A 13,464-nucleotide genomic window follows, 5' to 3' on the forward strand; every position below is an offset into this window, starting at 1 on the left:
TGCAACTGCCGAAGGCTGCGTCGGGGCCAACGCGGTATGCCAGGGGTTGAGCGGTGCCTGTGACGCGGCCTGGCGGCCGCTGCTACAGGGGGGTGGCGGTGGATTGCGGTCTACACTGCCCCCCAATGCCCCCACAACAACAAGAAGCCGGCCCATGAACATCCTCCACGACGAGCGCCTGGACGGTGCCCTGCCCACCGTCGACAAGCAAGGCCTGATCAATGCGCTGATCGGCGCCCTGCCGGACCTGGACCTGTTGTATCGCACCGAGGACCTCAAGCCCTACGAATGCGACGGCCTGTCTGCCTACCGCACCACGCCGCTGTTGGTGGCGCTACCCCGCCACCTTGAAGAGGTGCAGACGATTCTGCGCATCTGCCATCAGCGCCAGGTGCCGGTGGTGCCCCGCGGCGCCGGCACGGGGCTGTCGGGCGGTGCACTGCCGCTGGCCCAGGGCCTGCTGCTGGTGCTGGCGCGTTTCAATCAGATCCTGCACATCGATCCGCAGGCACGCACCGCCCGTGTGCAACCGGGCGTGCGCAACCTGGCCATTTCCCAGGCGGCGGCACCGTACGGGCTGTACTACGCCCCTGATCCGTCCTCGCAGATCGCCTGTTCCATCGGCGGCAACGTTGCCGAGAACGCCGGTGGCGTGCATTGCCTCAAGTACGGCCTGACCGTGCACAACCTGGTGAAGCTGCAGGTGCTGACTGTCGAGGGCGAAGCGCTGACCCTGGGCAGCGACGCCCTGGACAGCCCCGGGTTCGACCTGCTGGCGCTGTTCACCGGCTCTGAAGGCCTGCTGGGCGTGGTCACCGAGGTCACCGTGCGCCTGCTGCCCAAACCGCAGGTGGCCAAGGTGCTGCTGGCCGCCTTCGATTCGGTGGAAAAGGCCGGCCGCGCGGTGGCCGACATCATCGCCGCCGGCATCATCCCCGGCGGCCTGGAGATGATGGACAACCTGGCCATCCGCGCTGCCGAGGACTTCATCCATGCCGGCTACCCGGTGGACGCCGAGGCCATCCTGTTGTGCGAGCTGGACGGCGTCGAAGCCGACGTGCACGTGGATTGTGAACGGGTGCGGCAACTGTTGCAGCACGCCGGGGCCACCGAGGTGCGACAGGCGCTGGACGAAGCCGAACGCGTGCGTTTCTGGGCCGGGCGCAAAAACGCCTTCCCCGCCGTGGGCCGCATTTCTCCGGACTACTACTGCATGGACGGCACCATCCCGCGCCGCGAACTGCCCGGGGTGCTCAAGGGCATCGCTGCTTTGTCGGCCGAATACGACCTGCGCGTCGCCAACGTTTTCCATGCTGGCGACGGCAACATGCACCCGCTGATCCTGTTCGACGCCAACCTGCCGGGCGAGCTGGAACGCGCCGAGGCGCTGGGCGGCAGGATTCTGGAGATGTGCGTGGCGGTGGGCGGCAGTATCACCGGCGAACACGGCGTGGGCCGCGAGAAGATCAACCAGATGTGCGCCCAGTTCAACGCCGCCGAGCTCAACGTGTTCCACGCCATCAAGGCGGCCTTCGACCCCAGCGGCCTGCTCAACCCCGGCAAGAACATCCCCACCCTGCACCGCTGCGCCGAATTCGGCGCCATGCACATCCATCACGGCCAGGTGCCCTTCCCTGACCTGGAGCGTTTCTGATGAGCCTGGACACGCTGCTGGACGGCGTGCACCAGGCCATCGCCCAGGGCACGCCGCTGCGCATCCGCGGGGGCGACAGCAAAGCCTTTCTTGGCCGTGCGACCCAGGGGGTGGCGCTGGATACGCGAGGCTATCGCGGCATCGTCAGCTACGACCCCACGGAATTGGTGGTGACTGTGCGCGCCGGCACCCCGCTGACGGAGCTCAGCGCAGCGCTGGATGAGGCCGGGCAGATGCTGCCCTGCGAGCCGCCGGACTTCGACGGCCAGGCCACCGTAGGCGGCATGCTCGCCGCCGGACTGTCCGGCCCGCGCCGGCCGTGGAGCGGCGCGGTGCGCGATTTCGTGCTGGGCACCCGCGTCATCAACGGCCACGGGGAGCACCTGCGCTTTGGCGGTGAAGTGATGAAAAACGTCGCCGGCTACGACCTGTCGCGCCTGCTGTCCGCCAGCTTCGGCAGCCTGGGGCTGATCACCGAAGTGTCGCTCAAGGTACTGCCCAAACCGCGCTGCTGCGCCAGCCTGAAGTTGGAGCTAAGCCCCGAAGAAGCCCTGCGCCGCCTCACCGAATGGGGCCAGCAATCGCTGCCGATCAGTGGCGCCTGCCACGACGGCGAGGTGCTGCACCTGCGCCTGGAAGGCGGCGAAGGCTCGGTGGCGGCTGCCCGCGACCGGCTGGGGTGCACGGCTTGCGACGGGCAATTCTGGCACGACCTGCGCGAACACCGCCTGGCCTTCTTCCGTGACCCGCGTCCGCTGTGGCGGCTGTCGTTGCCCTTCAATGTGCCACTGCTGGACCTGCCCGGCGCGCAATGGCTGGACTGGGCCGGCGCCCAGCGCTGGCTGAAGAGTGACGCCGACGCCGTTCAGATTCGCGCCCGCGCCAGCGCCGTGGGTGGCTATGTCACCTGCTTCAGCGCCTGCGAGCAGCCCTTCGCGCCCCTGGCCCCGGCGCTGCTGCGCTACCACCAACACCTCAAGGCCCGCCTGGACCCCCACGGCATTTTCAACCCTGGCCGCCTGTACCCGGAGCTCTGAGCATGCAAACCCACCTCAGCCCACAGGCGCGGCAACTGCCCCGCGCCGCCGAAGCCGAACAGGTGCTGCGCAGTTGCGTGCACTGCGGTTTCTGCAACGCCACCTGCCCCACCTACCAACTGCTGGGCGACGAGCTGGACGGCCCGCGCGGGCGCATCTACCTGATGAAGGAAATGCTCGAAGGCGCGCCCATCACCGCCGCCACCCAGACCCACCTGGACCGCTGCCTGAGCTGCCGCAACTGCGAAAGTACCTGCCCCTCAGGCGTCGAGTACCACACCCTGCTGGACATCGGCCGCGACTTCATCGAACAGCAAGTGCCGCGCCCTCTGGGCAATCGCCTGCTGCGCGGCGGCCTGCGGGCCGTGGTGCCGCACCCGGCGCTGTTCCGCGCCCTGACCCGCGCCGGCCAAGTGCTGCGGCCCTGGCTGCCCGACAGCCTGCAAGCCAAACTGCCGCGCCAGGCGCGCCCGGCCGGCGTGCGCCCACCTGTGCGCCACCCACGGCACATGCTGATTCTGGAAGGCTGCGTGCAACCGGGCTTCTCGCCCAACACCAACGCCGCCACCGCGCGCGTGCTGGACCGCCTCGGCATCAGTCTTGTCGCGGCGCCACAGGCCGGTTGCTGCGGCGCCGTGGACTTTCACATGAACGCCCAGCATGCAGGACTGGACCGTGCCCGTCACAACATCGATGCCTGGTGGCCGGCCATCGAGGCCGGCGCCGAAGCCATCGTGCAGACTGCCAGCGGCTGCGGCGCATTCATCAAGGAATATGGGCATTTGCTAAAGGGCGACCCTCGATATGCCGCCAAGGCCCAGCGCGTCAGCGAACTGGCCCGCGACCTGGTGCAAGTGCTGGGTGCTGAAGCGCTGGACAGCCTGAGCCTCAACAGCGACCTGCGCCTGGCCTTTCATTGCCCCTGTACCCTGCAGCATGCGCAAAAGCTTGGCGGCGCAGTGGAAGGGTTGCTGACGCAGTTAGGCTTCAGCCTGGCGCCCGTGCCCGACGGCCACCTGTGCTGCGGCTCGGCGGGAACCTACTCACTGACCCAGCCCGCCCTGGCGCGGCAGTTGCGTGACAACCGCCTCAATGCTTTGGAAAGCGGCCAGCCGCAGGTCATCGTGACCGCCAACATCGGCTGCCAGACCCACCTGAACGGTGCGGGCCGCACGCCGGTGCGGCACTGGATCGAGATCGTCGACGAGGCGTTGCGCTAATCGTCCTGTAGCAGCAACTGTCTTTGTGGGAGTGGGCTCTGCCCACGAAAAACACACCGCGGTGCGTCAGGAAGCCCGCGCGACCTTCTTCGCGGGTAGAACCCGCTCCCACAGAGAGTGGTGTAGCTGCCGAAGGCGGCGTCACGCCCAATGCGGTGTGCCTGATACTCCGCAGCGCCTGTGACGCGGCCTGGCGGCCGCTGCTACAGGTTCGAGGGCCTGGGTGGCCTCTTCCCGAGCTTCGCCCGGTCCCACAGGTCTTGAGCAAATAACACCGCCCCCGTAGCAGCAACTGTCTTCATGTGGGAGCGGGCTCTGCCCGCGAAGAGGACGCCGTGGTGGTTCAGATACTTCGCGGTGTTCTTTTCGCGGGTAGAACCCGCTCCCACAGGTGTGGGGTCTCCTACACTGTCCGTGGTAGGAGCCGGCCTTGGCCGATGCCGCCGTTCTATAGCAGCTGCCGAAGGCGGCGTCACGCCCAACGCGGTGTGCCTGATACTCCGCAGCGCCTGTGACGCGGCCTGGCGGCCGCTGCTACAGGGTCCGTATAAATGTCTAAAGCGCGCGTTTGGGCAAGGTCTGGTAGAGCTGCTGCACGGCGTCGGCGCCGTAGCGTCGCTCCAGCTGCCTGACAATAAAATGCCCGGTGGCCATGTCCTGGAAATGGTCAATGAACGCCAGGTTGATCACCGCCCCACCCACCGCGCCAATTGCCGGGATGGACTGGGCCGCAGCCTTTTCGCTGACATGCAGGCTGAAGCGCTCGGCCACCGCGGCAACCAGCTTGAGGATCGAACCGTCCGACAATGACTTGGCCAGCGCCGCACGCACGGCGTAGTAGCCGGTCTCGGTGTCATCATCCTTGCGCGAACGCCCACCCAGGGCGAACACCGCCAGGCAGGCCTGCTTGGCCTCTTCGCTGTCGATGCGCTCATCAAAACTGCGGGCAATGTCGGCGATGGAGCGCAGCATGATCGAGGTCGACAGCGGCAGTTCGACACTCAGGCCCGCCAAGCCAAAAAAGCCGCCCACCCCGCCGCTCACGGCGATACCCGCCTTGTGCCAGCGATTGGACGGTTGCTCGCCGGGCAGGTCCTTGATGGTGAACACCGCGGCATCCAGCGCCTTGACCAGCGCCGCTTGGGTGATACCGGCGATGCGCGCGGTGACGCGTTTGGGCAGGCGAGCCAGGGCACCTTCGATGGGCATGCCGATGACGTGGGTGACCTTGGCGATGAAGCCTGGGTTTTCCAGCAGGTGCTTCGCCCGTTGCAGTTGCTGTCGATCGTCTGCCGAGATACTCATGGGGCCTCGCTGGGAAGTGGAAAAGAGACGTTGCAACCGATGTAGCAGCTGCCGCCAGGCGGCGTCACAGGCGCTGCGGCCCACCTGATACACAGCATACGCCAGACGCAGCCTTCGGCAGCTTCTACAAAGGAGGGGCGCACACTGTGCACCCTAGGCGAACTCCGAGCGCGTCACCCTTACCGGCACCGACTTGTAGGAGGGCGTTCCACTGTCCTTGTCAATGTAGTCCAGCGGCACCAACTGGTTAGCTTCCGGGTAATAGGCGCCCACCGAGCCCGGCGCGATCTTGTACTCGATGGCGGTGATTTTCTCGTAGCGCATGCGCCGGCCTTCGGTGACCGTCTCCAGGTCCACCAGGTCACCGTGGGCCAAGCCCCTCGCACTCAGGTCGACCTGGCTCATGAACACCACGTCGCGACGCCCGAATACGCCCCGGTACCGGTCATCCAGGGCATAGATGGTGGTGTTGTACTGGTCGTGGCTGCGCAGTGTGATCAGCCGCAGCACGTCTGCGCCCTCCACGACCCTGTCTTCGTGCAGACCGGGGAACACGAAGAATTCGGCCTTGCCGGACGGCGTCAGCCACTGGCGCTGGGTGGCCGGCAGCGGCATGCGAAAACCGCCCGGCACGCGAATCCGCTGGTTGTAGTCATCGAATCCCGGCACCGTCTGCTCGATCAGGTCGCGGATCTTGTCGTAGTCAGCCACCAATGCGTGCCAAGGCACCTTGCTGGCCGGCAGCGTCGCGGCCGCCAGGCCGGCGACAATCGCCGGTTCCGAGCGCAGGTGCTCGGACGCAGGCGCCAGCTTGCCGGCCGAGGCGTGAACCATGGACATGGAGTCTTCCACGGTGATCGCCTGCGCTGCACCGTCCTGCACGTCCAGTTCGGTACGCCCCAGGCAGGGGAACAGGAAGGTTTCGCGCGACACCAGCAGGTGGCTGCGGTTGAGCTTGGTGCCCACGTGCACGGCCAGGTCCAGCTTGCCCATGGCCGGGAAGCACTGGGCCGGATCAGGCAGTGCCACGGCAAAGTTGCCGCCCAGGCACAGCAGGGCCTTGGCGCTACCGGCGATCATCGCCTGCATGGTCTGCACGGCGTCATGACCATGGGCGCTGGGTGGTTTGAAGCCCAGCACGCGCTCGAGGTTGGCGAGGAAGGCGGCCGACGGTTTTTCGGTAATGCCCACCGTGCGGTTGCCCTGCACGTTCGAGTGGCCGCGCAGCGGGCAAATGCCGGCACCGGGTTTGCCCAGGTTGCCGCGCAGCATCAGCAGGTCGCAGATCAGCCGCACGTTGGCCGTGCCTTCGTTGTGCTGGGTGACGCCCATGCCGTAGGTGACGATGGTGGCATTGGATTTCGCGTAGGCAGCCGCGACGGTTTGCATGTCGGCCTGGGGCAGGCCGCTGGCCTGCTCGATGTCTGGCCACTGGGTGGCCAGCAGGTCAGCCTTCAGCGCCTCGAAGCCGCGGGTGTGCTCGTTGATGAACGCATGGTCCAGCACCTGGCCGACACTGTCCTCCAGCTCCAGCAGCGCTTTCATCACCCCCTTGATGGCGGCCGCATCGCCGCCGGCCTTGACCTGCAGGTAGGTGGAAGCAATGCGGGTGGAACCGTAGGTGGCCATCTCGACCATGCTTTGCGGGTCGGCAAAGCGCTCCAGCGCACGCTCGCGCAAGGGGTTGAGCACCATGATCGGCACCTTGCGCCGGGACGCCTCGTGCAGCGTACCCATCATGCGCGGGTGGTTGGTGCCGGGGTTGTGGCCGATCGACAGAATCAGCTCGGTGACGTCGAAATCTTCCAGCGACACCGTGCCCTTGCCGATGCCGATGGAGCGCGGCAGCCCGACGCTGGTGGCCTCGTGGCACATGTTGGAGCAGTCGGGAAAGTTGTTGGTGCCGTACTCGCGGGCAAACAGTTGCCACAGGTACGCGGCTTCGTTGGAGGCACGCCCCGAGGTGTAGAACTCGACCTGATCGGGTTGCAGGCCGCGCAGCACCTCGCCGATGCGCGCAAAAGGCCGCGTCCCATTCGATGGGCTGGTAGGTATCGGTGGCGCGGTTGTAGACCATGGGCTGGGTCAGGCGGCCCAGGTCTTCAAGCTCGTAGTCGGAGCGACGCAGCAGGGAGGACACCGGGTGGCTGGCGAAAAACTCGGCCGTGACGCGCTTGTTGGTCGCTTCCCAGGTCACCGCCTTGGCGCCGTTTTCACAGAACTGGAAGGTGGATTTGTGCTCTTTGTCAGGCCACGCACAGCCGGGGCAATCGAAGCCGTCGGGCTGGTTGGTGCGCAGCAGGGTGATGGGCGCCTTGAGCGTGTCCATCTGTTCGCGGACCGCAGTGGCGGTGGCTTTCAATGCCCCCCAGCCGCCTGCCGGGCCATCGTAGTCTTTGATGCCGGGAACCTTGCGTCGAGTGGCCATGATGACTCCCTCTGCACGCGGCGATGACCGCCAGGTCAGGGCCGTCAGGATATTTTCAATCGCCGCCAGGGCGGCGCCCGTTGTTCACCTTACTCCTCGGCCGGGCGATGTCCATGACGTCTCGACCCAGCGGTTAACGGGGCGCCCCCCGCCTGGCATTGCTGCAGCAGGGGGTAGCAAAAGGTATCCGGACACGTACCAATCACGCACATCAAGGACACTTTGCGCGCCCATTCGCCGCGTACCCGAACTTGTCATAATCGTTCACACATCGATACAGATAGTGGCCAGCCTGACTTATCCAAGGAGGCTGTCCCGTGTTGCATCGCATCGTCTGTTCGCTGTCTGTCCTGGCCCTGTCCATCTCTGCGGCCCAGGCCACCGAGACCTACACCCTCGATACGCCGATCCTGAGCAGTATCGACAATTTCCGTGATGTGGCCGGCACCACCACCGCCTACACCACTGCCAATGATGGCACCATGCGCGCCGGCGTGTTCTACCGCTCCAACGCCATCACCCCGTCGGCAGCCGACTTGGCCACCCTCAACAGCCTGGGCATCACCGCCGTGTACGACCTGCGCACCACCAGCGAAGTGGCCGCCACCCCCGACACCCTGCTGACCGGCGCCACCTACACCAACATCGACATCATCGGCAATTCCGCCCTCGACACCAGTTCGATCACCAACGCCGCCCAGGCCATGGCCTACATGCAGGCGGTCAACGCATCGTTTGTCGATAACGCTGACGTGCGCAGCCAGTTCTCGGTGTTGTTCAACGACCTGGCCAGTGTCGACGGCGCCGCCCTGTTCCATTGCACCGCCGGCAAGGACCGCACCGGCTGGACCGCCGCCGTGCTGCTGAGCATCGCCGGCGTCGACAGCGCCACCATCATGGCCGACTACCTGGCCACCAACGATTACACCGCAACCCGCGTCGCCGCGACCCTGGCCGCGTTGCCGGCGAGCATGGCGGCGATCTACGAGCCGCTGCTGACCGTGGACGCCAGCTACCTGCAGGCCTCGCTGGATGAAGTAACGGCGCTGTACGGCACCATGGACAACTACCTGAAGGAAGGCCTGGGCCTGTCCCAGGCCACCATCTACGTGCTGCGCGCCAAGATGGTTTACTACAACAGCCTGCCCGGCCAGGCCAGCCTGTTCGGCAACGCCGCCGCAGGCGCCCTGCTGTTGCAGCAATTGCAGAACTCCAGCCTGTCGGGCACCTACACCGCCTACAACTACTACCTGCAATCGGCCATCGACGCCGGCACCCTGGGCATCGTGCCCACCACCGTGGGCGGCCAGGTGCACGCCGACGCGGCCAGCTACCTGCTGCGCCAAAGCGCGCTGATCGACCAGGCCGCCGAACCCTACACCAACGGCATCGACCTCAAGGTGGGCCAGCGCAGCCTGTGGACCACCGGCCTTGCCGGCTACCTGGGCACCGACGGCTCCTCCCATGCGGCCAGCAGCAACGAGCACACCCAGGGCACCATGATCGGCCTGACCCAGCGCTTCAGCGACCAGCTCAGCGCTCACGTCGGCTTCGGCTACAGCAAGGGCACCGTGGGCGGCGCCGGTGGCGAGGTGGACACCGACCTGACCTTCCTCAACGCCGGTGCACGCTTTGCGCCCAACGGCCTTGAGCGAGGCGTGTTCGTAGCCGCCGACGCCAGCGCCGGCTGGGTGGACTACGACAGCAAGCGCCAGCTGGGCGGTGGCCTGGGCAGCGCCCGCGGCGACACCCACGGCAACCTGAGCAGCGCCAGCCTGGCCCTGGGTTACCGCCTGCCCACCACCGGGGTGACCCTGGAACCCAGCCTGGGCGTGCGCGTCAGCCACCTGAACCTGGACGGCTTCAACGAGAAAGACAGCGAGCTGGCCCTGGACGTGGACGGCATGTCGCAAACCCGCCGCAGCGCCTTCACCCACCTGAAAGCCAGCCTGACGCCGATCGCCGTGGCCGGTGGCTGGCAGCTGGTGCCCGGCGCCAGCCTGGATTACGAGCGGGTACTGGGCAACCCGCAGGTCGACAGCAGCGCGCAGATCCTGGGCCTGGACATTGAACAGCGGGCCGCCTACGCCACCCGCGACCAGTTCAGCGGCGCGCTCAACCTGACCGCCAACCTGGGCGCCGTCAGCCTGGGCGCCGAGGCCGGTGCCACCACCGGCGGCGACAGCCAGGGCTTCAGCGGCAGCCTGAAGGCCAGCTACCGCTTCTGACTCAGTGGCGCCCCCGCAGGCCGTTCCTCACAGCCTGCGGGGACACGCCATAGGCGTTCTGGAAGTACTGGCAGAAGCGGCCGACATTGGAAAAACCCAGGCGTTGAGCCACCGTCGTCACCGACTCGGCCTCGCCGGTTTTCAATACCTGATAGGCGCGCTCCAACCGCACCTGACGCTGGTATTCAACAATCGAGGTACCCACAAAGCGGCGGAAGCCCTCCTGCAGGGCGCGCAGGCTGACGTTGCTCAACTGGGCAAGCTCGGTACCGCTGACCAGGCACTGCGGGTGGGACTGGATGTAATCCATGGCCAGCCGCACGTGGCGCGGCGCAATCGACGGGCCTGGGTTGCTCAACTGCTGGCTGTAGTTGTGCGGCCAGCTTTCCAGCACCGCGTCCACCAGCATCTCCTGCAACCGCGTGGGCATCAGCGCGCTGGCGTTCATCAGCGCATCCAGCTCGACACCGGTGGCAAAGCCGATCACCGCCTTGATGCCATCAAAGGCCGGGCGGCTCAGATCGACCCGAGGCTCGAAACGGATCTGTTGCACGATGGGTCTTCCCAGCAACGTTGCCAGTCGCGCGGTGAACAGCCCACGACGAATCGACATGCCGTATTGCCCGTGCCCGTCGACAAAGCGCACCGAACGCACCTGGGTTTTCTCCACGGCCAGCCCGACCTGGGGCAGGCCGACGGTTTCGTCCGCCAGGTTGAAAACGATCCGCCCGGCGGTGGGGATGACAAAGGTGATCTCGTCGTTGAGGTCGGGGATCTGCACGGTGAAATCACCGCGGTAGTGCATGTGGCGAAAACTCACGCCTTCGTAGCGGCCGTAGACGCCGGCGATGCTGATGGGGGTGCCGATGCTGGGGACGTCGGCGTAAAGGTTGCCGAACACCTGGGAGAACAGCCCGCCGAAATCTTCGGCGGCCATGTCGGTGGAGCGGATGACGATTTGCTTGCGGGTGGGGTGCATGGGAGGATTTTTTTATTGTGGGGGGCGGCGGTACGCTAGCAGGGGGATGTGACGGGGGGGGTTACATTTTTGGGGCATGTCTTTGGTTTTTTGGCGCTCTCGAGATCGCGCGCCGCCCGCGCGGCGCTTCGCGGCCGCAGGCGGATGGCCGCCCCGCCGATCCTACCATTTGTTTCGGGCCAATTTTGCCAGTGGCATCTCCTGGGACCGCTTTGTTTATTCGCTGCAAATTTGTGTTGGTGCCACCAAGGCGGTCCCGGGAGATCCGACAGACAAAACTGGCCCGAAACAAACGGTAGGATCGGCGGGGCGGCCATCCGCCCGTGGCCGCGAAGCGCCGCGCGGGCGGCGCTCGATCTCATGACCGCAAAAAAACCCGAGACATGCACCCCGCCCCTACACCGCCCCAGGAAACACATGCACCCCCAAATAATCCACCAACGCCCGCACCTTGGGCGACGGATGCTTGCTACCCGGCCACAACACATGAAAGACATTGCCATCCCCCACCTGCCCACTCAGCACCGGCACCAGGCTCCCATCAGCCAACTGCTCACGAATGGCAAAGTCCGGCAGATAGGCAATCCCCAACCCCCGCACGGCAAAGCACACGCGGGTCTCGATGTTGTTGCAGATCATCGTCACCGGCAGCGCCACCTCGGCCCCCGCCGGTGCGCCCTGTAACACCCAGGCCTCCAGTTTGCCGCTGCTGGGGAAGCGATAGTGCAGGCACTTGTGCCCGCGCAGGTCGGCGGGCACCTGGGGCACGCCGTGCCGGGCCAGGTAATCGGGCGACGCCACCAGCATCAGGCGGAAGGCACCCAGCCGGCGTGCCGATAACCGCGAATCACTGGGCTCGCCGGTGCGGATCACGGCGTCGAAGCCTTCCTCGATCACATCCACCAGGCGGTCGCTGAAATCCAGGTCCAGTTCGATGTCGGGAAAGTCCGCCATGAATTGCCCCAGCACTGGCAGCATCAACGGGCTGACCATGGGCAGGCTCACGCGCAGGCGGCCGCGCGGCGTAGCGCTGGCCTGGGACAGTTCCAGCTGGGCGGCCTCGATTTCGGCCAAGATGCGCCGGCTGCGCTGCAGGAACATCGCGCCCTCGGCGGTCAGGGTGATGCTGCGCGTGCTGCGGTGGAACAGGCGCACGCCCAACTTTTCTTCCAGGCGCACCACGCTCTTGCCCACCGCCGATGCGGAGATCCCCAGCAGCCGCCCCGCTGCTGCGAAGCTGCGGGTTTCGGCCACCTGCACGAATACGTTGAAACCGTTGAGGCTGTCCATTGCGCCCTCCCTCCTGTGCGGCCATTACGGAACCGTCAGTCCGTAGAGCACGGAACACTACCCTACTTTTTCCTTAATCACCGGGTTTCTATGCTGGCGGCCACAGTCATGACAGGAGGTTTGCAATGACCACACCCCTCGATCCACGTCTGCCGGTGCTGTCGCTGCTGGCCTTGGCGATGGCGGGCTTCATCACCATTTTGACCGAGGCGCTGCCGGCCGGTTTGTTGCCGCAGATGGCCCAGGGGCTGGAAGTGCCCGCAGCCTGGGTGGGCCAGACCATCAGTGTCTATGCCCTGGGCTCGCTGCTGGCGGCCATGCCCCTGACGGCGGCTACGCAGGGCATGCGCCGCAGGCCGTTGTTGCTCACTGCCATTGGCGGATTTGCGATTGCCAACACCGTGACGGCGCTGTCGAGCAGCTACCCGCTGATCCTGTGTGCGCGCTTGCTGGCCGGGGTGTCGGCAGGCCTGCTGTGGGCGCTGGTGGCCGGGTATGCTGCGCGCATGGTGCCTGAGCAGCAGAAAGGCCGGGCGATTGCCATTGCCATGGTCGGCACACCGTTGGCCCTGTCGTTGGGCGTGCCGGCGGGCACCTGGCTGGGCACCCTGATGGGCTGGCGCCTGTGTTTCGGCCTGATCAGCGTGCTGGCCTTGGCGCTGATGCTGTGGGTGCGCCTGGCCGTGCCGGACTTTGCCGGGCAGCCTGCCGACAAGCGCCTTGGTACTGGGCAGGTGTTTACCCTGCCGGGCGTGCGGCCGGTGCTGTGGGTGGTGCTGGGGTTCGTGCTGGCGCATAACATTCTGTACACCTACATCGCGCCTTACCTGGCCACGGCGCACATGGCCCAGCGTACCGACCTGGTGCTACTGGTATTCGGCGCCAGCTCGCTGGCGGGTATCTGGGTCACGGGGGTGCTGATTGATCGGCATCTGCGGCGCCTGACGCTGGGCAGTACCGTGCTGTTTGGCCTGGCCGCCCTGCTGGCGGCGACTGCGGCGCAGCAGCCAGCGCTGGTGTACCTCGCCATTGGCTGCTGGGGGTTGGCATTCGGGGGCTCGGCCACGTTGTTTCAGACGGCCTTGGCCAATGCTGCAGGCGATGCCATGGACGTGGCCCAGTCCATGCTGGTGACGGCCTGGAACCTGGCGATTGCGGGGGGTGGGGTAATGGGTGGCTTGTTGCTGGACGGCTTCGGCGCGGCGGCACTGGCGCCGGCCATGCTGGGGCTGCTGGTGGTGACCTTGGGCGTGGCCTGGTCGGCCCGGCAGGCGGGTTTCCCACTGACCGCTACGTAGCCGCTGCCGCCAGGCTGCGCGGGCC

8 protein-coding genes and 1 pseudogene are annotated in these 13,464 nt (G+C 66.3%); 5 read left to right on the forward strand and 4 right to left on the reverse strand.

Annotated elements, in window-relative coordinates; genetic code table 11:
• Window positions 1–154: 154 nt before the first annotated feature.
• The 3 genes from glcD to glcF are packed head-to-tail and all read left to right on the forward strand — an operon-like array spanning window position 155 to window position 3,911.
• Window positions 155–1,654, forward strand: coding sequence for a glycolate oxidase subunit GlcD (glcD, locus tag ACZ9GA_RS16165; RefSeq protein WP_457361728.1), 1,500 nt, complete (start codon window positions 155–157; stop codon window positions 1,652–1,654).
• Window positions 1,654–2,691 (forward strand): glycolate oxidase subunit GlcE, encoded by a 1,038-nt coding sequence (gene glcE / locus ACZ9GA_RS16170; protein ID WP_457361727.1) that lies wholly within the window; start codon window positions 1,654–1,656, stop codon window positions 2,689–2,691. The genes glcD and glcE overlap by 1 nt, the downstream gene beginning before the upstream one ends.
• A 2-nt stretch (window positions 2,692–2,693) precedes the next feature.
• Window positions 2,694–3,911, forward strand: a complete 1,218-nt coding sequence (glcF, locus tag ACZ9GA_RS16175; RefSeq protein WP_457361726.1) for a glycolate oxidase subunit GlcF — start codon at window positions 2,694–2,696, stop codon at window positions 3,909–3,911.
• Window positions 3,912–4,466: 555 nt separating this feature from the next.
• On the opposite strand, the gene ACZ9GA_RS16180 is transcribed toward glcF, so the two are convergent.
• Both ACZ9GA_RS16180 and ACZ9GA_RS16185 read right to left on the reverse strand, forming a co-directional pair.
• Complete coding sequence (locus ACZ9GA_RS16180; RefSeq protein ID WP_457361725.1) at window positions 4,467–5,216, reverse strand: EcsC family protein; 750 nt, start codon at window positions 5,214–5,216, stop codon at window positions 4,467–4,469.
• A 153-nt stretch (window positions 5,217–5,369) separates the two neighbouring features.
• Window positions 5,370–7,644: pseudogene (locus ACZ9GA_RS16185) on the reverse strand (FdhF/YdeP family oxidoreductase).
• 317 nt (window positions 7,645–7,961) lie between these two features.
• On the opposite strand from ACZ9GA_RS16185, the gene ACZ9GA_RS16190 reads away from it, so the two are divergent.
• Entirely contained in the window at window positions 7,962–9,872 is a 1,911-nt protein-coding gene (locus tag ACZ9GA_RS16190) for a tyrosine-protein phosphatase (RefSeq protein WP_457361723.1), read from the forward strand.
• Window position 9,873: 1 nt separating this feature from the next.
• Here ACZ9GA_RS16190 and ACZ9GA_RS16195 read toward each other — a convergent pair whose 3' ends face one another.
• Entirely contained in the window at window positions 9,874–10,851 is a 978-nt protein-coding gene (locus tag ACZ9GA_RS16195) for an AraC family transcriptional regulator (protein WP_457361722.1), read from the reverse strand.
• Window positions 10,852–11,247: 396 nt separating this feature from the next.
• Window positions 11,248–12,141, reverse strand: a complete 894-nt coding sequence (locus tag ACZ9GA_RS16200) for a LysR family transcriptional regulator (protein ID WP_457361721.1) — start codon at window positions 12,139–12,141, stop codon at window positions 11,248–11,250.
• A gap of 125 nt (window positions 12,142–12,266) precedes the next feature.
• On the opposite strand from ACZ9GA_RS16200, the gene ACZ9GA_RS16205 reads away from it, so the two are divergent.
• The gene (locus ACZ9GA_RS16205; RefSeq protein WP_457361720.1) at window positions 12,267–13,439 is read left to right on the forward strand and encodes an MFS transporter; all 1,173 of its coding nucleotides are present in this window, start codon (window positions 12,267–12,269) and stop codon (window positions 13,437–13,439) included.
• Window positions 13,440–13,464 lie beyond the last annotated feature (25 nt).

The sequence above is a fragment of the Pseudomonas sp. TE3644 genome (assembly GCF_056278815.1).